The 22113-nt window shown below is 70.3% G+C and carries 22 protein-coding genes; 12 read left to right on the top strand and 10 right to left on the bottom strand.

Features of this window, described 5'->3' with window-relative positions; genetic code table 11:
- Positions 1-17: 17 nt before the first annotated feature.
- Entirely contained in the window at positions 18-905 is an 888-nt protein-coding gene (locus AB0L89_RS37190; RefSeq protein ID WP_365151658.1) for an NAD(P)-binding domain-containing protein, read from the bottom strand.
- 50 nt (positions 906-955) lie between these two features.
- Between AB0L89_RS37190 and AB0L89_RS37185 the strand changes: the two genes are divergently transcribed.
- Complete coding sequence (locus AB0L89_RS37185; protein ID WP_365151656.1) at positions 956-1324, top strand: helix-turn-helix domain-containing protein; 369 nt, start codon at positions 956-958, stop codon at positions 1322-1324.
- Between the two features lie 98 nt (positions 1325-1422).
- On the opposite strand, the gene AB0L89_RS37180 is transcribed toward AB0L89_RS37185, so the two are convergent.
- Positions 1423-2502 carry a MerR family transcriptional regulator gene (locus AB0L89_RS37180; protein WP_365151654.1) on the bottom strand — a complete coding sequence of 360 codons (1080 nt, stop codon included), beginning with the start codon at positions 2500-2502 and terminating at the stop codon, positions 1423-1425.
- Between the two features lie 71 nt (positions 2503-2573).
- Entirely contained in the window at positions 2574-3257 is a 684-nt protein-coding gene (locus tag AB0L89_RS37175; protein WP_365151652.1) for a Clp protease N-terminal domain-containing protein, read from the bottom strand.
- A 170-nt stretch (positions 3258-3427) separates the two neighbouring features.
- On the opposite strand from AB0L89_RS37175, the gene AB0L89_RS37170 reads away from it, so the two are divergent.
- Positions 3428-3853, top strand: a complete 426-nt coding sequence (locus AB0L89_RS37170; protein ID WP_365151650.1) for a DUF6299 family protein — start codon at positions 3428-3430, stop codon at positions 3851-3853.
- Positions 3854-3880: 27 nt separating this feature from the next.
- Here AB0L89_RS37170 and AB0L89_RS37165 read toward each other — a convergent pair whose 3' ends face one another.
- The gene (locus AB0L89_RS37165) at positions 3881-4468 is read right to left on the bottom strand and encodes a cysteine hydrolase family protein (RefSeq protein ID WP_365151648.1); all 588 of its coding nucleotides are present in this window, start codon (positions 4466-4468) and stop codon (positions 3881-3883) included.
- Between the two features lie 74 nt (positions 4469-4542).
- On the opposite strand from AB0L89_RS37165, the gene AB0L89_RS37160 reads away from it, so the two are divergent.
- The 4 genes from AB0L89_RS37160 to AB0L89_RS37145 all read left to right on the top strand — a co-directional run bounded on the left by AB0L89_RS37160 (position 4543) and on the right by AB0L89_RS37145 (position 7171).
- Positions 4543-5535, top strand: a complete 993-nt coding sequence (locus tag AB0L89_RS37160; RefSeq protein ID WP_365151646.1) for a helix-turn-helix domain-containing protein — start codon at positions 4543-4545, stop codon at positions 5533-5535.
- Between the two features lie 101 nt (positions 5536-5636).
- Positions 5637-6077, top strand: a complete 441-nt coding sequence (locus AB0L89_RS37155) for a helix-turn-helix transcriptional regulator (RefSeq protein ID WP_365151644.1) — start codon at positions 5637-5639, stop codon at positions 6075-6077.
- Between the two features lie 33 nt (positions 6078-6110).
- The gene (locus AB0L89_RS37150; protein ID WP_365151642.1) at positions 6111-6722 is read left to right on the top strand and encodes a hypothetical protein; all 612 of its coding nucleotides are present in this window, start codon (positions 6111-6113) and stop codon (positions 6720-6722) included.
- A 113-nt stretch (positions 6723-6835) separates the two neighbouring features.
- On the top strand, positions 6836-7171 hold the full coding sequence (locus tag AB0L89_RS37145; RefSeq protein WP_365151640.1) for a DUF2516 family protein: 336 nt from the start codon (positions 6836-6838) through the stop codon (positions 7169-7171).
- Positions 7172-7198: 27 nt separating this feature from the next.
- On the opposite strand, the gene AB0L89_RS37140 is transcribed toward AB0L89_RS37145, so the two are convergent.
- From AB0L89_RS37140 to AB0L89_RS37130, 3 genes are all read right to left on the bottom strand, one after another.
- Positions 7199-8539: a fused response regulator/phosphatase gene (locus tag AB0L89_RS37140; protein ID WP_365151639.1), complete on the bottom strand. Its 1341-nt coding sequence runs from the start codon at positions 8537-8539 to the stop codon at positions 7199-7201.
- 366 nt (positions 8540-8905) lie between these two features.
- Positions 8906-9988: a C40 family peptidase gene (locus tag AB0L89_RS37135; RefSeq protein ID WP_365151637.1), complete on the bottom strand. Its 1083-nt coding sequence runs from the start codon at positions 9986-9988 to the stop codon at positions 8906-8908.
- Between the two features lie 366 nt (positions 9989-10354).
- On the bottom strand, positions 10355-11152 hold the full coding sequence (locus AB0L89_RS37130) for a class I SAM-dependent methyltransferase (RefSeq protein ID WP_365151635.1): 798 nt from the start codon (positions 11150-11152) through the stop codon (positions 10355-10357).
- Positions 11153-11321: 169 nt separating this feature from the next.
- Between AB0L89_RS37130 and mshA the strand changes: the two genes are divergently transcribed.
- The 3 genes from mshA (at position 11322) to AB0L89_RS37115 (ending at position 15159) form a co-directional block, all read left to right on the top strand.
- Entirely contained in the window at positions 11322-12677 is a 1356-nt protein-coding gene (mshA, locus tag AB0L89_RS37125) for a D-inositol-3-phosphate glycosyltransferase (protein ID WP_365151633.1), read from the top strand.
- Positions 12670-13209, top strand: a complete 540-nt coding sequence (locus AB0L89_RS37120; RefSeq protein WP_365151631.1) for a YbjN domain-containing protein — start codon at positions 12670-12672, stop codon at positions 13207-13209. The genes mshA and AB0L89_RS37120 overlap by 8 nt, the downstream gene beginning before the upstream one ends.
- A gap of 237 nt (positions 13210-13446) precedes the next feature.
- Positions 13447-15159 (top strand): glycosyl hydrolase family 28-related protein, encoded by a 1713-nt coding sequence (locus AB0L89_RS37115; RefSeq protein ID WP_365151629.1) that lies wholly within the window; start codon positions 13447-13449, stop codon positions 15157-15159.
- On the opposite strand, the gene AB0L89_RS37110 is transcribed toward AB0L89_RS37115, so the two are convergent.
- Positions 15101-16450, bottom strand: a complete 1350-nt coding sequence (locus AB0L89_RS37110) for an MFS transporter (RefSeq protein WP_365151627.1) — start codon at positions 16448-16450, stop codon at positions 15101-15103. The genes AB0L89_RS37115 and AB0L89_RS37110 overlap by 59 nt on opposite strands.
- A gap of 174 nt (positions 16451-16624) precedes the next feature.
- On the opposite strand from AB0L89_RS37110, the gene AB0L89_RS37105 reads away from it, so the two are divergent.
- Positions 16625-17386 (top strand): phosphoglyceromutase, encoded by a 762-nt coding sequence (locus AB0L89_RS37105; protein ID WP_365151625.1) that lies wholly within the window; start codon positions 16625-16627, stop codon positions 17384-17386.
- Positions 17387-17471: 85 nt separating this feature from the next.
- Here the strand turns inward: AB0L89_RS37105 and AB0L89_RS37100 are convergent, their stop codons facing one another.
- The gene (locus AB0L89_RS37100) at positions 17472-18257 is read right to left on the bottom strand and encodes a GntR family transcriptional regulator (RefSeq protein WP_365151623.1); all 786 of its coding nucleotides are present in this window, start codon (positions 18255-18257) and stop codon (positions 17472-17474) included.
- A 121-nt stretch (positions 18258-18378) separates the two neighbouring features.
- On the opposite strand from AB0L89_RS37100, the gene AB0L89_RS37095 reads away from it, so the two are divergent.
- Together AB0L89_RS37095 and AB0L89_RS37090 are read left to right on the top strand one after the other, a co-directional pair.
- A complete protein-coding gene (locus AB0L89_RS37095; protein WP_365151810.1) occupies positions 18379-18786 on the top strand; it encodes an NUDIX hydrolase in 408 nt (135 codons plus the stop codon).
- Between the two features lie 46 nt (positions 18787-18832).
- Positions 18833-19261 (top strand): ATP-binding protein, encoded by a 429-nt coding sequence (locus AB0L89_RS37090; protein WP_365151621.1) that lies wholly within the window; start codon positions 18833-18835, stop codon positions 19259-19261.
- A gap of 733 nt (positions 19262-19994) precedes the next feature.
- Here the strand turns inward: AB0L89_RS37090 and AB0L89_RS37085 are convergent.
- On the bottom strand, positions 19995-21806 hold the full coding sequence (locus AB0L89_RS37085; protein ID WP_365151619.1) for an AAA family ATPase: 1812 nt from the start codon (positions 21804-21806) through the stop codon (positions 19995-19997).
- Positions 21807-22113 lie beyond the last annotated feature (307 nt).

Genomic DNA, 22113 nt, shown 5'->3' with positions numbered 1-22113 from the left:
CCCCGTGGGCACACCCCTCAGCGGCGGCCCAGCAGCTCCACGATCCGGGTCGGCCCGTCCGCGCCGTGGCCCTGCCCGATGACGCGGCGGGCCAGGCCCTCGGCGGCGCGCATCACGCCCGCGTCGATGCCGTGCGCCTCGGAGGCGTGGACGACGTGGGCCATCGTCGAGGCCGCCGAGGTGATCGGGTTCTCCGCGCCGGAGTGGCTGCCGTTGTCCACCTCCACCGCGGACTCCTGGAAGGCCCCGGGGAGGATCGCGCCGATGCCGGACGCGAACGGCGCCAGCTCCCGCGCCGATATGCCCTCCGCCTTCGCGAGCGCGAGGGCGTGCATGTAGCCGGTCATGGACGTCCAGAAGATGTCGAGCAGCGCGATGTCGTACGCCGCAGCCCGCCCGATGTCCTCGCCGAGATGGGTGGGGGTGCCGCCCAGGGCGTCGAGGACGGGCCGGTGCTCCTCGTACAGACCGGCGGGGCCGCTGTACAGGAACACGCCGTGCGGGGTGCCGATGGTCGTGGTCGGCGTCATGATCGCGCCGTCCAGGTACCGGACGCCGTGCGCGTCGGCCCACTCCCCGGCGGACCTGGCCCGGTCGGGGGTGTCGGCGCTGAGGTTCACGACCGTGCGGCCCTTGAGCGCGGCGGTGACCGCGTCGCGGCGCAGGACGGCGTCCGAGGCGTCGTAGTTGATGACACAGACGACCGTCAACGGGCTCGCGGAGACGGCCGCTTCGGCCGTGGGGGCGCTGACGGCCCCCTGCTCGACCAGCTCCGCGTCACGGCCGGGCGTGCGGTTCCACACGGTGGTGCGCACCCCGGCGGCCAGGAAGGCGGCGGCGAGGGCGCGCCCCATGGGACCGAGCCCGATGACGGTGACGGCAGACTGTTCCGTGGGTGAGGACATGTTCCAACTCCCGTACAGGCATGAATAAATGGCGATAAAAGGGGATGAGAATGACGCGCAGCCGTGCCCAGGACCCGAACGTGTGCGGCGTGACCGCGGCCATCGCCGTGATCGACGGCAAGTGGAAGACGGCGCTGCTCTGGCCGCTGGAGCGCGGCCCGCACCGCCCCGGCGAGCTGCTCCGGCTGCTGCCGGGGCTGACGGAGAAGGTGCTGACGCAGGCGCTGCGCGAGATGGAGGCGGACGGCCTCGTGCACCGCGAGGTGCACGACGTGCGTCCGCTGAAGACCGTCTACTCCCTCACGGAGTTCGGCCGCGACCTCTGTACGGCCCTGGAGCCGCTGTCGGACTGGGGGCACCGGCGCCTGGACAAGCTGGTGGAGTTCCAGCCGGAATCCCCACGCCCATCAGCATCCTGACGCATCGTCATCCCGTTCCTCTCCGCGCTCCGGCGCCCCGTCGTCCCCACCAGACTGGCCGCCGGAACGCGATCCGCCAAGTACCCACAAAAAAGTGGTTACCCGTGGTCGACGTGGGCGACCACACAGCTGACGTTGTCGGGCCCGCCCCGGAGGTTGGCCAGCTCGACGAGTTCGCGCACGGCCTCCTCGGGGTCGTCGGCCGCCATGACGACCTGCCGCAGCCCGTCGTCGGGGACGACGGCGGACAGGCCGTCGGAGCAGAGCAGATAGCGGTCCCCGGGCAGGGCGTCGTGCAGGCGCAGGTCGGCGGTGGCGCCGTCGGTGAGGGCCCGGGTCAGCAGCGACCGCTGGGGGTGGGAGGAGGCCTCCTCGGGGCTGAGCCGGCCGTCGTCGACCATGGACTGCACCAGCGTGTGGTCGTGGGTGATCCGGCGGAACTCGCCCTCGCGCAGGAGGTAGGCGCGGGAGTCGCCGATGTGGACGAGGGCCAGCTGCGATCCGGTCCAGAGCAGGGCGGTGAGCGTCGTGCCCGCCTCGTCCCGCGGGGCGGGGCCCGCGGCCGAGCGCACGGCGCGCCCCGCGTCCGCGACGACTTCTTCGAGGACGTTGAGGAGCGTGCCCGCGGGGACGCGGCCGAGGCCGTCGGTGTCGAGCTCCAGGCGCCTGAGGGTGTCGACGGCGGCGGCGCTCGCCGGCGCCCCGCCGCGGCCGAACCCGTCGGCGACGGCGAGGAGGCGGGAGTCGGCGTAGGCGGTGTCCTGGTTGCTCGCGCGGACGAGACCGGCGTCGGACAGGGCGGCGCAGCGGATCGCCAGGCGGTGGTCGGCAGCGGACATGTCGGGGTCCTTCCATGACAGATGGCTGACGAGGAAGGTGGCCAGGTCCCGCCGTGCGGCGGTCTCGGCCTCGACCTGGGCCCAGAACGTGCGGACCTCCTGCGCCGCCGCGTCGGCCTCCAGGGCGCAGACGCGGCGGATGCGGGCCAGCGGCATGTCCAGGCGGCGCAGCCAGGCGACCAGGCGGGCCCGGTCGAGCTGTTCCGGGGCGTAGTGGCGGTAGCCGGTGACCGGGTCGACGCGGGCGGGGGTCAGCAGTCCGAGCTCGTCGTACAGCCGCAGTGCCTTCGGCGAGAGCCGCGAGGCCTTCGCGAAGGCCCCGATGGTCAGCAGGCCCATGCCCGATTCCTCCCTCGTGCCGGGCACCTCGCCCGGCACCACCGATGCTGTGGCTTCCCCCGAGGTGAAGGTCAACCGTCCGTCGCGCCGGGGGCGAGCCCGGCCTCCGTGAGGACGTCGGCAGCGACGCCGCGGCCGACCTGGACGAGCCCGGACAGGAGGTCGTCGCAGCCGATGCGCTCGGCGCCGTTCCGCTCGGCGCGGGCCTCGGCGAGGGCCATCGCCTTGCGGGAGTAGGGCGTCCAGGCGATCCGCTCGGCGGCCTGGGAGGCGCCCGTGCTCAGCCGGGCCCCGACGGCGCGGTGCACGGCCTCCGGCGGGACACCGGCGTCGCGCAGCAGGCGGGTGGCGCCGTTGTCCTCGGCGGTCAGCCCCCACAACAGGTGCTCGGTGCCGATGTAGTTGTTGCGGTGCCCCACGGCGGCCTGCTTGACGTGGGCCATCGCCCGGCGCAGCTCGTCGGACATGGTCTCGGGGCCGTAGCGCTTGTGCGGCGCGTGGAAGCGCTGCTGGACCGCCTGCCGGGTCACCCCGAGCGCGCCCCCGATCTCGGCCCACGAGACCCCGTGCATCCGGCAGTGCTCGACGTAGTCCTCGACCAAGTCGTCGGCGAGCGCCTGGAGGTGCCCCGAGACCCGCACGGCGACGGCCAGCAGCGCCAGCCAGTCGGGCTGCTCCTGCCCCTCGTCCCGAAGGGCGCTGTCGCACCGGCGGTCGACTTCCGCGATGAGATCGTCCAGGTCCGGAAGAGTCATGGGGCAAGTACGCCTTGACAGTTGAGGATTGTCAAGGTGCGCTTGCCTCTTTGTGGGCGGGTACGCGAGTGCGCGGGTGGGCGGGTACGCGTGGGCCGTCGCCCGGGAGCCCGGACGCGGTGCCGTCCCGCGTACCGTGTCCCCTCCCTCCGGGAGATCGTTGTCGGGCCATGACCACCACGTATCGCGCCGTCGCCGCCCTGCTCCTGACGCTCGCCGGGGCCGCCGTCCCCGCCGCCGCCCACGGGGCCCCCGCCGACGGCCTGACGGTGAACGGCGCGGGCACGGTCGCCGACGACGGCACCGTCACCCTCTCCGGCACCTACCGCTGCCTGCCCGACGGCACCCCCGGCCCGGTGTTCGTCAGCAGCACCCTGGCGCAGGGGGACAGGACGAACGGGATCGGCGGCACCGCCGCGGTCTGCGACGGCCGCGTGCACGAATGGACCAACAGCAGCCGCCTCAAGGAGGACGCCTACGAACCCGGCGAGGCGGCGGTACGGGCCCACCTGATGAAGCTGTCCACGAAGAGCGGCCTGCCGATGCCGCAGCCGCTGGCCCACGAGGAGGCGCGGGTCGAGCTGTCCGAGGCGTGACGAGGCGGAGGTACCCCTGACCAGTCGTCAGGCGCCGGCGGCGGCCACCAGCTCGCCGGTCGTCACCACCTCGGCGAAGCCCCCGCCGTGCAGCGAGACGGCGCTCGCGCGGGCCAGTTCGCCGGCCGTCAGACGCCAGCCGTTCGGTCCGGTCAGGTCGAAGGTGTGGGTGGCGTCGAGGGCGACCAGCACGTCGTACCCGAGGTTGCCGCCCATGCGGGCGGTGGTCTCCACGCACATGTTGGTCTGGATGCCGGCCAGGACGACCTGGGTGATGCCCGCCGCCTTGAGCCAGCCGTCGAGGTCGGGGGTGCCGTAGAACGCCGAGTTCACGGACTTGGTGACGAGCAGCTCCGGGCCGCCGCCCTTGCCGCGCCGCTCCTCGACGTACTCCTTGAAGTCGTTGCCCTCGTACCCGGGCCGCAGCGGCGAGTCGGGCTTGTCCGAGTCGTGCCGTACGAAGACGACCGGCCGGTCCGTGCCCTGCCAGGCCGCGATCAGCGAGGCGATGTTCCCGTCGGCGGCCGGGTTGTCGCGCGGGCCCCAGAACTCCGCCTCGTCGAAGCCCTTCTGCACGTCCACCACGACCAGCGCCGCGTTCTGTGTGATCTCCATGCCCACGATCCTGCCGCCGGGGCGGGCGCCCGCACAGAAGGCAGGAAGACAGCGGTCGATGGTTTACTGCCAGGATGACCCGCCCCTCCCCGGCCCACCGCGTCGCCCTGCTCGCCTTCCCCGGCATCCGGGCCTTCGACGTCTCGGTGATCACCGAGGTGTGGGGCGCCGACCGCACCGACCGCGGGGTCCCGGCCTTCGACCTGCGCCGGGTGGCCGCGGGCCCCGGACCGGTGCCGATGCGCGGCGGGCTCGCGCTCACGCCGGACCGCACCCTCGCCTGGCTGCCCCGCGCCGAACTGATCCTCGTGCCGGGCCTGGACGACCACGTCACCCCGGCGCCCGCTCCCGTCCTCGCGGCGCTGCGCCGCGCCCACGCCCGGGGCACCACCATCGCCGCGCTGTGCGGCGGCGCGTTCACGCTCGCCCAGGCGGGACTGCTCGACGGGCGCCGGGCCTTGACCCACTGGGCGCTGACCGATCTGCTGCGGGCCCGGCACCCGCGGGTGCGGGTCGAGCCGGACGCCCTGTTCGTCGAGGACGGCAATCTGTGGACGGCCGCGGGGACCGCCGCCGGCATCGACCTGTGCCTGCACCTGGTGCGCGCCGCGCACGGCGCGGAGGCCGCCGCGACCATCGCCCGCTCCATGGTCACCGCGCCCTTCCGGACCGGTACCCAGGCCCAGTTCATCGAACAGCCGACCCCGCAGGCCGACCGCGACGCGGACGCGCTGGCCGAGGTGCGGGCCTTCGCCCTGGCCCGTCTCGACGAGCCGCTCACGGTGGCCGCGCTCGCCGCCCGCGCCGGCATGTCGCCGCGCTCCTTCGCCCGGCACTTCGCGGCGGCCACCGGCACCACCCCGCTGCGCTGGCTCCTGGACCAGCGCGTCGCGGCGGCCCAGAAACTCCTGGAGCGCACCGACCTGTCCATGCCCGAGGTCGCCCGCCGGTCCGGCTTCGGCAGCGAGGTCACCATGCGCCAGCACTTCGCCTCCCGCCTGTCGACCAGCCCGCGCGCCTACCGCACCTCGTTCGCCGCGCGACCGCATGCCGCACAGGGGAGTTGACGGCCCGTCGCCGGGGGAGCCGCGGCCCCGCGTCAGTGGCGTGGCGCACTTTTGCAAGCAGGCGCTTGCAAAAGTTAGCAAGGGTGCTGCACCATCGAGGCATGGCATCACTCAACGTCGGCAATCTCGGTGAGTACCTGCGCGAGCAGCGGCGCAACGCGCAGCTGTCGCTGCGGCAGCTCGCCGACGCCGCCGGGGTGTCCAATCCGTATCTGAGCCAGATCGAGCGCGGCCTGCGCAAGCCGAGCGCGGAGGTCCTGCAGCAGGTCGCCAAGGCCCTGCGGATCTCCGCCGAGACGCTGTACGTACGGGCCGGGATCCTCGACGAGAAGGAGCGGGACGAGCTGGAGACGCGCGCCGTCATCCTCGCCGACCCCTCCATCAACGAGCGCCAGAAACAAGTGCTGTTGCAGATCTACGAGTCGTTCCGCAAGGAGAACGGCTTCGAGACCTCGTCGTACGCGGAGCAGGACACCGCCGTCGAAGGCGCCCGCACGGCCGACGCCGGCGATGCCGAGCCGAAGCAGAACCCCTCAAGCTGACCACGCTCACGCGAAACCGGGAGGACCATCCTCATGGCCATCACCGATGACCTGCGCAAGACCCTCAGCAACCCCACCCCCGCGTACTTCGTCGCCGGGTCCGCGGACCTCGCCTTCCAGCAGGCGAAGAAGGTGCCCGGCCTCGTCGAGCAGCTGATCGCCGAGGCGCCGGCCCGCATCGACGCGGTGCGCAACACCGACCCGAAGGCCGTCCAGGACAAGGCCACCGCCCGCGCCAAGGAGGCGCAGGAGACTCTCCAGGCGAAGGTCACCGAGGTGATCGGCACGCTCGACACCGACCTGAAGAAGCTCGGTGAGACGGCCCAGGACCTCGCCCTGCGCGGCGTCGGCGTGGCCGCCGAGCTCGCGGTCAAGGCGCGCGAGAAGTACGACGAGGTGGCCGAGCACGGCGAGCAGGCCGTGAAGTCCTGGCGCGGCGAGGCCGCCGAGGAGATCTTCGACCTGGCCGAGACCGTCGAGCCCGACGCCGAGCCGGAGACCGCCCCCGCGGCCGGCGAGGCCCAGGAGCCCAAGAGCGTGACGGCCGCCGAGCCCAAGGCCGCCGCCCCGGCGAAGAAGCCGGCCACGAAGAAGACCACGGCCCGCAAGCCGGCCGCGAAGAAGACGACGCCGCCCGCCAAGTAGGCGCGAGGCGGACAGTGGGGCGGGCACTCCCGGCGTGCCCGCCCCGTTGACGGGGTAGCGGGTACCGTGGCCGCGTAATCGATGGTCCGAGACTGGTGGTGGACGTTGTGCTGATGCAGGGGTTCGCGAACTTCATGTGGCTGCTGTCGCTGGCCCTGATCGTTTTCAGCGGATTCGCGCTCATCGACGCCGCGGTCCGGCGCGAGGACGCCTATCGTGCCGCGGACAAGAAGACCAAGCCGTTCTGGCTGATCATCCTCGGGCTCGCCTTCGTGGTGAACCTGCTCTTCCCGATCCTGTCGTTCCTGCCGATCATCGGCCTCGTCGCGACGATCGTGTACATGGTCGACGTGCGCCCGGCGATCCAGCAGATCACCGGTGGCGGCGGCGGCCGTCGCGGCGGCTCCAGCAGCGACGGTCCGTACGGGCCGTACAACGGCGGCCGCTGACCCACGGCGACCCGGCCCCGGGGGCGCTCAGCGGCCCCCGGGCGTCCGGTCGAGCAGCAGGACCGCCACGTCGTCCGTCAGGTCCCCGCCGTTGAGGTCGCGGACCTCGTTCACGGCGGCCTCCAGGAGCTCGTCGCCCTGCAGCCCCGCGGCGATCTGGCGGCGGATCATCTCCACCATGCCCTCCTGCCCCAGGCGCTGATTGCCCTGGCCGATACGGCCCTCGATCAGGCCGTCCGTGTAGAGCATCAGGCTCCACGTCCCGCCCAGCTCCACCTGCTTGCGCGGCCAGCGGGCCCGCGGCAGCAACCCGAGCGCCGGGCCGCTGTCCTCGTACGGCAGCAGATCCGCGAGCCGCCCCTCGCGCGCGATCAGCGGCGACGGGTGCCCGGCCAGGCACAGTCCGGCCCTGCGGCCGTCCGGCGCGATGTCGACCGTGCACAGCGTCGCGAAGATCTCGTCGTCCGCGCGCTCGTGCTCCAGGACCTTCTGCAGCGTGGACAGCAGCTCGTCGCCGCACAGGCCCGCGAAGGTCAGCGCCCGCCAGGCGATGCGCAGCTCCACGCCGAGCGCCGCCTCGTCGGGCCCGTGGCCGCACACGTCGCCGATCATGACGTGCACGGAGCCGTCGGGGGTGCGCACGGTGTCGTAGAAGTCGCCGCCGAGCAGCGCGCGGGAGCGGCCGGGGCGGTAGCGGGCGGCGAACCGCAGCGGTGAGCCCTCCAGGAGCGGTGTCGGCAGCAGGCCGCGCTCCAGGCGGGCGTTCTCCTGGGCGCGCAGCCGCGACTCGGTCAGCTGGCGCTGGGCCGCGTCGGCGCGCTTGCGCTCCACGGCGTACCGGATGGCGCGGCTCAGCAGGCGTCCGTCCAGCTCGTCACGGAAGAGATAGTCCTGGGCGCCGACGCGTACGGCCTCGGCGCCGCGCTCGGAGTCGCCGTTCGCGGTGAGGGCGAGGACGGCGTGCCGGGGCGCGAGGCGCAGCACGTGTCTGAGGGCGGCCAGCTCGTCCGCGCCCGCCTCATCGGCCGCGGAGGCGGCGCCCGGGGCCGTCAGGGCGAGGTCGAGCAGGATGCAGTGCACGTCGTCGGTGAGGAGCCGCTCGGCCTCGGTGAGGTTGCGGGCGGTGCGGATGCGGATGGGCTTGCCCGCGGAGTCGAGGAGCTCGGGCACGCTCAGGGAGCCCGCCGGGTCGTCCTCGATCACCAGCAGGCTGAGTCCGGAGCCGTTGCTGCCGCCGTTGCCTTGGCCGGCCGTGTCTGGGGCGGCCGCGTCATGGGCGGGCGCCGCCGTCCCGTGTCGGGGCGCCGCGTGAGCCTGACCGCCTTCCGCGGCCGGGATCGCTCTCTGCCGCGGTATGGGTACGGGCATCGCTTGGTTCCTTCCCTCCCCCCGAGGGCATGGCGCCGCGCAGGTCGTCGCGGCACCGACGGGGACCTTAGCGGTAGCCGTGCCTCCATTGGAATGCCGGACGGAAAACGGCCACCGTCATATGCCGCATCCAGGAACGCACTTGGGCACGGCGTGGTCCCGCCAGGGATGACGAACATCACGTCGTGAGGGTTGAGCGCCGGGCGGGGGCGTGCGCTGGGTCACACCCGCACCTGCGCGGACGGTCTCTCCCGCCGCCCGCGCGGACGGGTTACACCCGCACCCGGGCGGGCGGACCACACCCGCACCCGCGCGGGCGGCCCTTCCCGTGGGGCCGCCCGCCGCGGAGGCAGCCGTACGGACGGACTACTTGTCCGGCCGTACGACCCCGAGGATCTGCATGGATCCCGCTCCCGCGAGCGTCACGTCCCGGCCGGGGCGCGGCGCGTGCACGATGGCGCCGTCGCCCACGTACAGCCCGACGTGGCTCGCGTCCGAGTGGTAGATGATCAGGTCGCCGGGGCGCATGTTCTTGACGTCGACGCGCGGCAGCTGCTTCCACTGCTCCTGCGAGGTGCGCGGAATGCCCTTCCCCGCCGCGGCCCAGGCCTTGGACGTCAGCCCCGAGCAGTCGTACGAACCCGGGCCCTCGGCACCCCACACGTACGGCTTGCCGATCTGGGCCGTGGCGAACTCGATGGCCTTCTTGCCCGCGGGCGTCGCCTTGCCGCCGATGTCCTTCAGCACGCCCGAACTCACCCACGCCGACTGCTTCTTGAGGGCGGCCGCCTCCTCCAGCTTGCGCAGCCGCTCCCGCTCCTTCTTCTCCAGGCGGGACTCCAGCGCCTCGGCGGCCGCGATCTTCTTCTTTATCCTCTTCTTGGAGGCGGCCCGCTCCTTGCGGTTGGCCTCCAGCTTCTTCCAGCGCGCGGTGGCGTCCTTGGCGTAGATCCGCAGGTCGTCCTGGGTCCGCTCCAGCTCGGTCAGCAGGCCCTTGGTCGCCTTCTCGCCCTGCCGTATGCGCCCGGCGCCGTCCAGGAACTGGCCCGGGTCCTCGCTGAGCATTAGCCGGGCCTCGGCGGGCATGCCGCCGCCGCGGTACTGGGCGCGGGCCGCCGCGCCCGCGCGGGCCTTCAGCTTCTTGACCTTCGCCTGGCCCTCGACGATGTCCTTGGCCAGCTTCACGATCTGCTCGGACTGCTTGTCGGCCTTCTCCTCGGCGGCGTTGTACGCGTCGGTGGCCACGCCCGCGTCGTGGTAGAGCTCCTCGATCTCCTTGCGGACCTGCTCAAGGGACTTGTCCGTACGGGGAGTCGGGTCGGCCGGTGGCTTCGTGGGACTCGCCGGAGCGCTCGGCGGGCTCGCGAAGGCCGTCCCCGGTGCGGTCAGCACCGTCGCCGCGCAGATCAGCGCCACGGCCGTCGCCGTCGAGTATCGCTTGCCAGTCACGCTCCGCCACCCCCAAAGCTGATTTACCGTCAGTAACTTGCGGTCGCCCTCGGGATGGTGCCATGACCGCGCCCAATCCGACAGAGCCCGGCCAACACTTCGATCTCCCCACCCGTCCTGTGTGACGTACGGAACGAGGGGATCGTTCCCCGCAGGTCACAGCGATGCGTTCCACGCGGGGCGGCCGGGATCACGGCGTGGGCACGGGCACATGTGTTCACCCTGTCGGGCGGGGGAGGGGGCTGGGCGGGGCCGGAGTCGGCTCGCGCGCCGGCGCCGGAGTCGGCTCCCGTGCGGGGCTGGAGCCAGCTTGCGCGTGGCGCCGGAGTCAGCTCCCGCATGACGCCGGAGTCATGGCGCCGTAGGTCAGCTCCCGCGCGGCGCCAGCGCCTCCCACCGCACCGTCACTTCCCCCTGCCGCCACCGCGAAGTCCCGTCCGCCACGGGCCAGTCGGCGCTCAGGTCCCGCACCGCCCTGATCCACCGCTGCCGCGCCCCGTACGACGCGTACGGCGCCGCGGCCGCCCAGGCCCGGTCGAAGTCCCGCAGGAACGCGTGCACCGGCTCGCCCGGCACGTTCCGGTGGATCAGCGCCTTCGGCAGTCGCTCGGCCAGGTCGGAGGGCTGCTCCAGGGAGCCGAGGCGCGTCGCGAAGGTCACCGTGCGCGGCCCCTCCGGGCCGAGCGCCACCCACACGTGCCGCCGCCCGATCTCGTCGCAGGTGCCCTCGACCAGCAGCCCGCCGGGGGCCAGGCGCGCGCGGAGCCGCTCCCAGACGGCGGCGACCTGCTCCTCGTCGTACTGCCGCAGGACGTTCGCCGCCCGGATGAGCACCGGACTGCCCGGCAGCGGCACCTCGAAGCCGCCGTGCCGGAAGGCGAGCCCCTCGCGGGCGTAGGGCGCGGCGGCGGCGACCCGGGCCGGGTCGATCTCGATGCCGACCACGCGCGCGCGGGGCGCCGCCGTGCGCAGCCGGAGCAGCAGCTCGACGGCGGTCCAGGGGGAGGCGCCGTAGCCGAGGTCGACGGCGACGGGGTCGTCGGCGCGGCGGAGCGCGGCGCCGTGGACGGCGGCGATCCAGCGGTCCATGCGGCGCAGCCGGTTCGGGTTCGTGGTCCCGCGCGTCACCGTGCCCACGGGGCGGGAGGCGGTGCGTGGGGCCATGAGGAAAGGGTATGCGGGGGCGACGGCCGAGGAGCACGGAGTAACGCTTTGGCAAAAAGGGTCAGTGGGGCACGACAGCGGAAATGGAGCTGAGCCCTCCGGTGTTCCCCCTCTGGAGGACCCGTACGCCCTCCCCGTTGTCATGCCCGTACGCAAGGAGGACCGCCACGTGAGCCAGTACGTGTCCAGGCTCGGGCGTCGCTCCCCGGCGGCACCCTCACGGCTCCGTATCCCCGGGACCCACCGGCGTCCGCGCCGTGTGGCCATGCTCAGCGTGCACACCTCGCCGCTCCACCAGCCCGGCACGGGCGACGCGGGCGGCATGAACGTCTACATCGTCGAGCTCGCCAAGCGCCTCGCGGCGATCAACGTCGAGGTCGAGATCTTCACGCGCGCCACCACCGGCGCGCTCCCGCCCGCCGTGGAGCTGGCGCCCGGCGTCCTCGTGCGCCACGTGGACGCGGGCCCCTACGAAGGCCTCGCCAAGGAAGAGCTCCCGGCCCAGCTGTGCGCCTTCACGCACGGCGTGATGCAGGCCTGGGCGGGCCACCGCCCCGGGTACTACGACCTGGTCCACTCCCACTACTGGCTCTCCGGCCACGTCGGCTGGCTCGCCGCCGAACGCTGGGGCGTCCCCCTCGTCCACGCCATGCACACCATGGCGAAGGTCAAGAACGCGGCGCTCGCCGACGGCGACACCCCCGAGCCGGCCGCCCGCGTGATCGGCGAGACGCAGATCGTGCGCGCCGCCGACCGGCTCATCGCCAACACCTCCGAAGAGGCCGACGAGCTCGTACGCCACTACGAGGCCGACCCCGGGAAGGTCGCCGTCGTCCACCCGGGCGTGAACCTCGACCGCTTCCGCCCCGCCGACGGGCGCGCGGCGGCCCGGCGGCGGCTCGGCCTGCCGCAGGACGCGCTCGTCCCGATCTTCGCGGGCCGCATCCAGCCGCTGAAGGCCCCCGACGTCCTGCTGCGCGCGGTCGCCGTCCTGCTGGCGGAGCGCCCGTCGCTGCGGTCGAACATCGTCGTCCCCATCGTCGGCGGCCCGAGCGGCAGCGGGCTCGCCAAGCCCGAGGGCCTCCAGAAGCTGGCCGCGAAGCTCGGCATCTCCGATGTGGTCCGCTTCCAGCCGCCGGTGGGCCAGGAGCAGCTCGCGGACTGGTTCAGGGCGGCGTCCGTCCTGGTCATGCCCTCCTACAGCGAGTCCTTCGGCCTCGTCGCCATCGAGGCGCAGGCGGCGGGCACGCCGGTCCTCGCGGCGTCGGTGGGCGGGCTGCCGGTCGCCGTGCGCGACGAGGTGACCGGCTTCCTGGTCCCCGACCACGAACCGGCCCACTACGCGCGCGTGCTGCGCGAATTCGCCGACCGTCCACAGCTTGTGGACCGGATGGGGGCCGCGGCGGCGCGGCACGCGGAGTCCTTCGGCTGGGACACGGCGGCGTCCGCGACGGCGGACGTCTACACCGCGGCGATGCACGACTTCCGGGCCGCGCACCGTCACGTACGCTCGCACCATGGCTGAGCGGGCGGACCAGGCGGACCAGGCGGAGGGGACGGCGCGGGTGGGCGACGACACCGCGTCGATCATCGAGCGGACGCTGGACGACGCCGAGCTGGAGTGGGAGTCGCCCGAGCCGGGCGCGTACGTGGTGAAGCTGCCGGGCACGCGCAAGCTCTCCACGACGCTGTCCCTGAAGGTGGGCAACCACTCCCTCTCCCTGAACGCCTTCGTCATCCGCCACCCCGACGAGAACCACGAGGCGGTGCACCGCTGGCTCCTGGAGCGGAACCTCCGCCTGTACGGGGTGAGTTACGCGATCGACTCCCTCGGCGACATCTACCTCGCCGGCAAGCTGCCGCTGGCCGCGGTGACGCCCGCGGAACTGGACCGCCTCCTCGGCTCGGTGCTCTCCGCCTCGGACGACTCCTTCAACACGCTCCTGGAACTGGGGTTCGCGTCGGCGATCCGCAAGGAGTACGAGTGGCGCGTCGCGCGCGGCGAATCCACGCGCAACCTGGACGCGTTCACGCATCTGACCCAGTCGGGTAGGTAGCCCGCCTGCGTGCCCCTACTCCGGGGGTTCGGTGCGGGGCAAACGGGTGGGTGGGTGGGAAGCATCCGCCGCGCAGCGGCGGCCCAGTACCGTCACCCACCAACCCGCAGGGAAAGCACCCACCCCCACACAGAGGACCCCCCACCCCTTCCGCCCAGCGCAGCGCCATGGCATGCTCCCTGCCCATCGCACACATGAACCTCGTTCACATCCATGCACATGGAAGGCGACGGAACCATGGCGCACCCCACCCGACGCACCCTCCTCACCGTCGCGACGGCCGTCGCGGCCACCCTCACCGGCGCAGGCGGCACCGCCACGGCCGCCCCCACCGGCACCCGGGGCACCGCCACCCCCACCGCCACCGCCACGACGAGGTCGCGTCAAACCCCCACCCTCTGGCGAGAGTTCACCGCAAACCCCTACGCCCACCCGCAGATCCCCTACATCGGAAGAGCCGGCTTCCGTACGGGACGGCACCCCTTCCCCCGCCACCAGCGCCTCATCGACGCCCACGACCACGGCGCCCGCCCCGGCACCGACACCGATTCCGCCCCCGCCATCAACGAGGCCCTCGCCGAAGCCGCCCGCCGAGGCGGCGGCACCGTCGTCCTCCGGCCCGGCACGTACCGCGTCGACGACGTCATCCGCGTCGCCCACGACAACGTCGTCCTCCGCGGCGCCGGCAGCGACCGCACCACCCTCCTCGCCACCAGGAACCTCACCGAACTCATCGGCCCCTACGGCTCCCGCTACGGCGGCGACAAGTCCAGCTGGTCCTGGGCCGGCGGCCTCATCTGGCTGGCCCCGCAGGCCCGTTGGGACTCCCTCACCTCCGCCATCAAGGCCGGCGACTGGCCCTTCGAGGGCTGGACCGGCAACAAGCGCGACGCGTGGGAGACCCTCACCGCCGTCCGCCCCGCCCGCCGCGGCTCCTGGTCGGTGACCGTCGCCGACGCCTCCCGCCTGCGCAAGGGCGACCTCGTCCTCCTGCGCCTCGCCGACGACGCAGGTCACACGCTCCTGGAGCACATGGCGGGCGACGGCGCGGGCGCCCGCGCGTACACCTGGGACGACAAGACGAAGCTCACCTCGTACGTCCCCTACGAGTGGCCCGTACGGATCGCGGCCGTCGCCCGCGACAAGCGCAGGGTCACCTTCGAGCGGCCGCTGCCCCTCGACGTACGCCCGGAATGGGACCCCCGCCTCACCACCCACGTCACCGCCCTGACCGGCTCCGGTGTGGAGGGCCTCACCCTGGAGGCCGTCCAGACCCCGCAGTCCCCGCACCTCCTGGACAAGGGCCACAACGGCGTCACCTTCCAGTGCGCGTACGACTGTTGGGCCGACGACGTCGTCGTACGCCACGTCGACAACGGCTTCGGACTCGTCGCCGCCTCCGCCTGCACCCTGCGCCGCACGCGCGTGGCGGGCCGCGGCTCCCACCACCCGTACTTCTGCCGCGAGGGCTCGCACGACAACCTCGTCGAGGACTTCGTGATCGAGGAACGCACGACTCCCGCCCCCGTCGGCACCCAGCTGCACGGCATCAACGTCGAAGGACTCTCCTCCCACAACGTCTGGTCACGCGGCCGCATGGAGATGGGCACGTTCGACAGCCACCGCGGCATGCCCTTCGCGAACGTACGGACGGACATCACCGTCGACAACAACGGCCGCCACGGCGGCGACGCGAGCGCGGGCCCCCTCTTCGGAGCCCGCTTCACCCACTGGAACATCCGCGTCACCAACGAACGCGCCGGCCTGATGAAGATCGACGGCCTCGCCCCGTCCAGCGCGACCGTCGGCCTCAACACCGTCCGAGAGTTCGACCAGATCGACGTGCCCGACTTCACCGGCGACCTGAACGCGCGCCTGGAGCTGTACGGGACTACGGACGCGGTGCGCCCGCGGAATCTGCACGAGGCGCAGCGGTCTCTGCGGAGCTGACCTCGGCCGGCGCCCCGGACCCAGCCCCGGACCCCGCCCCGGACCCCGCCCCGGACCCCGCTCCGGACCCCGCCTCCGCGACGGAGGAGTCGTCCGGCAGCCCCCGCATCAGCACCCAGTACCCCAGCGCCGCCCCCGTCCCGATCACCGCGCACGCCCCCCACAGCCACGCGGCCCCGAACCGGTCGATCATGAAACCGGACATCAGCGGGGCGACCAGCGCGGCCACGGACCACGACATGGTGTACATGCCCTGGTAGCGCCCGCGCCCGTGGGTGGGGGAGAGGCGGACGACCAGGCCCGTCTGCGTCGGCGCGTTGACGATCTCGGCGAGCGTCCACACGCACACCGTCAGCGCGAAGACCCCGACCGACCCGGCGAACGCGGTGAGCCCGAAGCCGTACCCGGCGATGAGCGAGGAGATGACCAGCAGCCGGCGCGGATCCCGGTGCTCGATGAACCGCGTGACCGGGATCTGCAGGGCGACGATCAGCACGCCGTTCACGGCGATCGCGAGACCGTAGTCGGCGGGCGTGAAGCCCGCCTCGCCCATGGCGACCGGCAGCCCCACGGACCCCTGCTGGAAGATCAGCGCAACAAGGAAGGACAGCCCCACCACACCCATGAACCGCCCGTCCCGCAGCACGGTCCCGAGCCCGACCGCAGGCTCGGCGTCCTTCTCCAGGGCCGTGCGCACCGGCCGCGACTCCGGCAGCTTCACGAAGACGACGATCGCGCAGGCCAGCGTCATGGCGGCCTCGATGAGGAAGCCGGCGCGATAGCTGTACGAGGCGATGAAGCCGGCGCCCGCCGACGAGATCGCGAAGCCGAGGTTGATGGCCCAGTAGTTGAGCGAGAAGGCCCGCACCCGGTCCTCGGGCCGCACGATGTCCGCCATCATCGCCTGCACGGCGGGGCGGGAGGCGTTGCTCGCCATGCCCACGAGGAAGGCGACGCCCGCGATGGCGATCGGGTGCTCCACGAACCCGAGCACCGCCACCGAGACGGCCGTCGAGGCCTGCGAGACGAGCAGCGTGGGCCGCCGCCCGAGCCGGTCGGTCATCACGCCGGCGCCGAGCGAGGAGACGACACCGCCCAGCCCGTGCAGGGCGGCCACGAGCCCCGCGTACGAGGCCGAGTAGCCCCTGTCCAAGGTCAGGTACAAGGCCATGAAAGTCGCGACGAAGGCCCCGAGCCGGTTGACCAGAGTGCTCGTCCACAGCCACCAGAAGGCGCGGGGGAGACCGGAGACGCTCTCGCGCACGGCGCGTCTCATGGCAGCGATCGGCATAGGTTTTCCCCCGGGTGTACGTGACGTTGTAAGTGTCTCTTCCAGTAAGCGCAACTTACGGGTCGGAGGTCCCGCCCCGCCACTCGATTGACGAGAACCGTCAACTGCCGCCCACCCCCTTGTCTCCGCGCCCGCGCGCGCGAGGCGCCCCGGGGTTCGATTACGCTCGGAGTCATGGCCGACGCACCGTACAAGCTGATCCTCCTCCGCCACGGCGAGAGCGAATGGAACGCCAAGAACCTGTTCACCGGCTGGGTGGACGTCAACCTCAACGAGAAGGGCGAGAAGGAGGCGGTCCGCGGCGGTGAGCTGCTGAAGGACGCCGGCCTGCTCCCCGACGTGGTCCACACGTCGCTCCAGAAGCGCGCCATCCGCACCGCGCAGCTCGCCCTGGAATCGGCTGACCGCCACTGGATCCCGGTCCACCGCAGCTGGCGCCTGAACGAGCGCCACTACGGCGCCCTTCAGGGCAAGGACAAGGCCCAGACGCTCGCCGAGTTCGGCGAGGAGCAGTTCATGCTGTGGCGCCGCTCGTACGACACCCCGCCGCCGGCGCTGGACCGCGACGCCGAGTACTCCCAGTTCGACGACCCGCGCTACGCCACGCTCCCGCCCGAGCTGCGCCCCCAGACGGAGTGCCTGAAGGACGTCGTCGTCCGCATGCTCCCGTACTGGTACGACGGCATCGTCCCGGACCTCAAGTCCGGCAAGACGGTCCTGGTCGCCGCCCACGGCAACAGCCTCCGCGCCCTGGTCAAGCACCTGGACGGCATCTCGGACGCCGACATCGCGGGCCTGAACATCCCCACGGGCATCCCGCTCTCGTACGAACTGGACGCCGACTTCAAGCCGGTCAACCCGGGCGGCACCTACCTCGACCCGGAGGCCGCGAAGGCGGCGATCGAGGCGGTCAAGAACCAGGGCAAGAAGAAGTAGCCCCGACGCCTCAGGCGTGTTGCTCTTTGGCCCCCTACTTGCGGATCTCTGCAGGTAGGGGGCCTCTTCTTGTGGCCTCTTGGGGTCAGGTTGCCGGGAGCTGGTAGGCCAGGACGTAGGCGTCGGCGGCCATGACGGTGTCGCAGACCTCGACGGCTCTCCCTCCGGTGTCGAATGCGGTGCGGATCAGGCTGATGACCGGCACGCCGGAAGCCAGCCGCAGCGTCCGCACCTCAGCGGGCGAGGGCATCCGCGCACGGATCTCCTCCTCGAAGTGGTCGAGGTGGTGACCCAGTTCTTCGAGGCGGGCGTAGATGCCGCCGGGGCCGGGGTTGGGCTCGGCGATCTGCGTACCGCGCGCGATGTCGAGCGGGAGGTAGGAGCTGGCGAACTCGACCGGCCGGCCGTCGAGCAGATACCGGCGCCGACGAGCGAGCACCCTTCGCACGGACCCGAGCCGGGTGGCGATGTCCTGGTCGGCCTTCTCCTCTTTGACCTCCAGGCTGTCCACCTCGGGGTGGCCGCCTGCCGCGTCGGCCTCGACGATGAACGCGGACTTGCCCTGTTCGCGGTGGCGCCGGGCGAAGCGGTCGGAGGCGAGCCGCCGCACGGGTGGCCGCGTCCGCACGAAGACGCCCCTGCCGTGCTCGGCATGGACCAAGCCCTCACCTTGAAGTACGGAGAAGGAGTTCCGGACGGTCATCCGGGAGACACCGTAGTGATCGACGAGTTCGGCCTCCGAGGGCAGCTTCTCACCCTCCGCGAAACGCCCACTGTCGATGGCCTCGCGCAGCTGATCGGCGATCTGCCGGAAGACCGCACGATCACTGGTCGGGTCCACGGCGCCGAGCCGCCCCGGAAGTGAGCTCACGAGTACTCCTTTAGATATCTAGACAAGTGCATGAGTCGCGTTGCTACGGTGTGGAGCCTAGCCATCCGAGGGCGCGCCCAGGGAGCCGAGGAGGACTGTGAGCACTGACCGTCCGCACTCCGTGAGCGTTGCCGGAGTCATCGTCGACGACCAGGACCGGGCTCTTCTGATCAAGCGCCGTGACAACGGCCATTGGGAACCCCCGGGCGGCATCCTCGAACGCGAGGAAACCATCCCCGAGGCCCTGCAGCGCGAAGTCCTCGAAGAGACCGGCATCAAGATCGCGCTTCCCGCGACCCTCACCGGCATCTACAAGAACATGACGGGCTTGATCGTCTCCATGGTCTTCCGCTGCGAAGCCGCCGACGGTACGCCCACGACCGGCGCCGAGACCCGTGCTCTGCGCTGGGCCACCCGCGAAGAAGTCACCGAACTCGCCGACGAGGCGTACGCGATCCGCGTCCTGGACGCACTCGACGCGGCATCCCCACCGGCCATCCGCGCCCACGACGGCGTGAAACTCGTCTAGCTCGAACCCGCTGCACATGGCGGCCCACCAGCACGAAGGAACTTGTATGCACGAGTATACGAGCACTGCCCGAGTCTGGGGCCTCACTTGCCCAGGTTTCCCGGAAGAGGTCAGCAGAGCCCGCCGCTGGACCCGCGACATCCTCGCGGGATCGCCCCTGGCTGAGGACGCCGAACTGATCGTCAGCGAACTGAGCGCGAACGCGATCCTGCACACGGCGAGCGGCAAGGAGTCGGGGAGCTTCCACCTGGCGGTGGCCATATCTCCGCGAGTGGTATCGGTCTCGGTCACAGATGACGGGGGCGCGGAGACGGCTCCGGAGATCGAGCGCCCAGCCGAGGAGGAGACGCACGGCAGAGGCCTGGACATCGTGAGCGCTCTCGCACACCGGGTGTTAGTCCACGACAGCCTCGCCGGCCACACGGTCACGGCGGAACTCTTCTTGGGTCCGCAACTGGGAGAGTTCTCATGCTGACCGCAGAGCTCACCCGCGGGTTCTGGTGCGAATGCTGGACGGAGGACGCCAGAGCCCCAAGGGCAGGGACAGCGCACGAGCACGCAGGGCGGCCTTCGGGGCGCAGTCGGCAGCACAGGCGGACGGCTGGCTCTCGACGACGCTGGGAAGTATCGGGAGAGAACTCAACCAGTGGGCACCCACCGAGACTCGGGAGGGCGCCGACGAGGGCCGCATCGACACGCGAAGAGCCCTGCTCCGGCCGAGCCCTGCACAGCATCAATGACCAGCGCCCGCACACGGATCGCATGGGCGATCCGCCCAGTCCTCTTCCTGCCGCTCGCAGACGACAGTGAGGCAGAACTCATAGCCTGTGCAGACGACTTCAGCTTCCAGGCGACCGACTGACTTACAACTCTCTCTACTGATTCAAGGCGGCGCGCTCCGCTCCCCGCGCGCGGCCCGGCTCCCCGGGCCGCCGCTCCTGTCTCCGCCCCGCTCCGGCCCGGTCCACCAGGCCGCGCGACGGGAGCTAGCGGCCAACTGGTCTCAAAGAAGGGGTACATCGTGGCTGGGGCGGCCGGCTCCACGGCTTTAGGCCGCCATTTTGGGGCGAGCCTCTAAGATCATGGCCCCAACGTCGTGCTTTACCGGGCAGGTCCACAGACTGCCCGACGCGCCGGAAGCTTACGGGGCCATGATCACTCGCCCCCAAGCAGCTCCAGCCCAAACTCGCTCAACCGACCCGGATTGTTTACTTCGCCTGAGAATCCAGCTCCTTCAGTACAGTCACAATGTCGTCGCACACCTCATCTGCGTGGAAGCAAGATGCTACCGATGCGGCAGATACGTTGAGTTTCTTGAGGATCTCTTTGGCGCGGAGATCCAAAATCGCTGACGGTGCGTGCGTTAGACGGAAAGTTTCACCGACTGCGATGCCGAATTCATCGCGAAGTATATCCACTACGTTGTCCTCTGGCAGTCCTGCCGCTTCGGCAAGGGCGCGCGGATATATCAAGTACCCTTCAACGTACCGTCTACGCCACTTTCTGGCCATAAAGTTATCTGGGGGCGTGAACCCTTTGTCTTCAAGGTTGGGTCCGACAGTCCCGAGAGTCTCATCGTCTCGGTCTCTCAGGCTGTAGGCAGTCAAGCCTGAGACTTCGTCTCCAATCGCCCTAAATATGTGACTTCTATCTTTGTGAGAGACTGTCGACTGCCACGGAACCCAATCGGCATGCCATTCAATGCCGAGCACTTGTGCGAAATTCTCAAGAACGGAAAGGTCAGATGGGCCTTCAGTGAAAAGGATCCTCTTGCTTCTGCGCACGCGGTCTAGTTTTGGTGCATAATCTGATCCGATTCCTGCAAGAAGCCCTACTTTCTGATGGTCTTCTTGGAGGTACCCTGCACCATTTCTTCTGACCTGGAAGATTTTCTGGTGATCGACGGTCTTGAGGATCTCGCTTGAGTGTGTGGCGAGCAGAACCTGTTTGTTCTTCTTTGATGCCAGAACTTCCAGTTGCTCCACCATCTGCGCTTGCAGAGTTGGGTGAAGGTGGGCATCGGGCTCGTCCAAGAGTAGAACGTCAACATCGTCTGCTGTGGCGAGGGTGAAGACGCTCAGCCATTGCAGGAATCCGCTACCTTCCACCATTAGATCCTTGGGGTTGTACTTTGGCCAGCGGGTGAGCTTGTACCCGTCGACGCCCCCCTTGGCAACCTGCACGTTGATGTAAGAGTGGTACTCCTCACGGAAGTCGCCGATTATCAATTCGGCGGAGAATGTCTTCCGGAGTGCATCCTGGAGCAGCTCCCACGGATCCGTCTCGCGAAGCCGTCGCAGGTCGCTGTCAGAGATTTTAGACCTTCCTCCCCGTAAGCGTTCACGCTCACGAAGGTTAGCCTGGTACATGTCGAGTAGTAGATTTCGAAGGACTGCTCCAGCTAGCCCTTCGCCAATCCTGCGACGTCGAAGAGCGCCAACAATGCGAGCTTCGCGCGCAGAAATTCCGGCGAATGGTGGAAGTAGGGCAGCTGTGGGTACGTGATCTCCAGCTTGGAGATTACTGGAAACGGGCTTGATGAAGAGCCTGTCATTTGCGAGCGACAGGGCGAATTCGAGATGCTTCTCTTTGGTTGAATCGTCCCACTCGCATCGGATCTTCAGCGTGTAACCGTCGGGGTCTGTGTCACTTTTTGCTGTCTTTAGGTTGGTCCACAGATGCTTCAAAGAGGGAAGATTGATGGGTGAAAATTCGTCGTCCCCCAGCCCGAACCCCTGCCGGCCTTCAGCCACGGCGAGGAATGCATCTTCTCCTCGTTCCATGAGTGAAGCAATTTTACAGAACTCCCATACCGCTAGTCCGTGCAGTATGGATGACTTACCAGAATTATTTCCACCCCCTAGGAAGGTGACGTTCGATGGCCGGAAGTCGAAGGATGCGTGATCAAATTGCTTAAATCGAGTGAATTGCACCTTCTTGATCAATTTACCCTGCCCCATCGCTCTCGTTGCTGTTTCTGTGTATGTGAGCATAAACGTCCGAACCGGAGTTGTCCCCATGGTTGCTGTATTTGCGTGGAGCGCGAGGAGATGTAGCTGCTACCGGCGCACGCCTTGCTTCAACGGGACGGGTTGGCTAGCTATCTGCAGCCGCATGGGGAGCCGATCAGGCGGACCGTGCGTGGAGTCCTGGGGCGCGATCGAGCACCTGGCCCTCGCCGTTGCTTCTCAGCGCGGCACTAACAGCGCGACGTGGACTGCACAGGCTTGGTCCTAAGACGTCATTTCAGTTGGTGAGTCTGCGGTGGCATATGAGGGTTGCTGCGATGGCGGTGAACGCGAGGAAGTGTTCGGGCTTGCGTTCGTA

The organism is Streptomyces sp. NPDC052114 (assembly GCF_040680155.1).
Taxonomy (GTDB): Bacteria; Actinomycetota; Actinomycetes; order Streptomycetales; family Streptomycetaceae; genus Streptomyces.
The sequence above is the reverse complement of the archived record's forward strand: the minus strand, read 5'-3'. Positions and strand labels throughout refer to the sequence as shown.

Excerpts from the sequence above, each read along its gene's own strand:
- AB0L89_RS37185 (WP_365151656.1), top strand. The coding sequence starts at position 956 with ATGACGCGCAGCCGTGCCCAGGACCCGAACGTGTGCGGCGTGACCGCG.
- AB0L89_RS37130 (WP_365151635.1), bottom strand. The coding sequence starts at position 11,152 with ATGGCCCCACGCACCGCCTCCCGCCCCGTGGGCACGGTGACGCGCGGG.
- AB0L89_RS37110 (WP_365151627.1), bottom strand. The coding sequence starts at position 16,450 with ATGCCGATCGCTGCCATGAGACGCGCCGTGCGCGAGAGCGTCTCCGGT.
- AB0L89_RS37155 (WP_365151644.1), top strand. The coding sequence starts at position 5,637 with ATGGCATCACTCAACGTCGGCAATCTCGGTGAGTACCTGCGCGAGCAG.
- AB0L89_RS37090 (WP_365151621.1), top strand. The coding sequence starts at position 18,833 with ATGCACGAGTATACGAGCACTGCCCGAGTCTGGGGCCTCACTTGCCCA.
- AB0L89_RS37120 (WP_365151631.1), top strand. The coding sequence starts at position 12,670 with ATGGCTGAGCGGGCGGACCAGGCGGACCAGGCGGAGGGGACGGCGCGG.
- AB0L89_RS37150 (WP_365151642.1), top strand. The coding sequence starts at position 6,111 with ATGGCCATCACCGATGACCTGCGCAAGACCCTCAGCAACCCCACCCCC.
- AB0L89_RS37190 (WP_365151658.1), bottom strand. The coding sequence starts at position 905 with ATGTCCTCACCCACGGAACAGTCTGCCGTCACCGTCATCGGGCTCGGT.
- AB0L89_RS37115 (WP_365151629.1), top strand. The coding sequence starts at position 13,447 with ATGGCGCACCCCACCCGACGCACCCTCCTCACCGTCGCGACGGCCGTC.
- AB0L89_RS37165 (WP_365151648.1), bottom strand. The coding sequence starts at position 4,468 with ATGGAGATCACACAGAACGCGGCGCTGGTCGTGGTGGACGTGCAGAAG.
- AB0L89_RS37175 (WP_365151652.1), bottom strand. The coding sequence starts at position 3,257 with ATGACTCTTCCGGACCTGGACGATCTCATCGCGGAAGTCGACCGCCGG.
- AB0L89_RS37160 (WP_365151646.1), top strand. The coding sequence starts at position 4,543 with ATGACCCGCCCCTCCCCGGCCCACCGCGTCGCCCTGCTCGCCTTCCCC.
- AB0L89_RS37170 (WP_365151650.1), top strand. The coding sequence starts at position 3,428 with ATGACCACCACGTATCGCGCCGTCGCCGCCCTGCTCCTGACGCTCGCC.
- AB0L89_RS37145 (WP_365151640.1), top strand. The coding sequence starts at position 6,836 with ATGCAGGGGTTCGCGAACTTCATGTGGCTGCTGTCGCTGGCCCTGATC.
- AB0L89_RS37180 (WP_365151654.1), bottom strand. The coding sequence starts at position 2,502 with ATGGGCCTGCTGACCATCGGGGCCTTCGCGAAGGCCTCGCGGCTCTCG.
- AB0L89_RS37105 (WP_365151625.1), top strand. The coding sequence starts at position 16,625 with ATGGCCGACGCACCGTACAAGCTGATCCTCCTCCGCCACGGCGAGAGC.
- AB0L89_RS37085 (WP_365151619.1), bottom strand. The coding sequence starts at position 21,806 with ATGGGGACAACTCCGGTTCGGACGTTTATGCTCACATACACAGAAACA.
- AB0L89_RS37140 (WP_365151639.1), bottom strand. The coding sequence starts at position 8,539 with ATGCCCGTACCCATACCGCGGCAGAGAGCGATCCCGGCCGCGGAAGGC.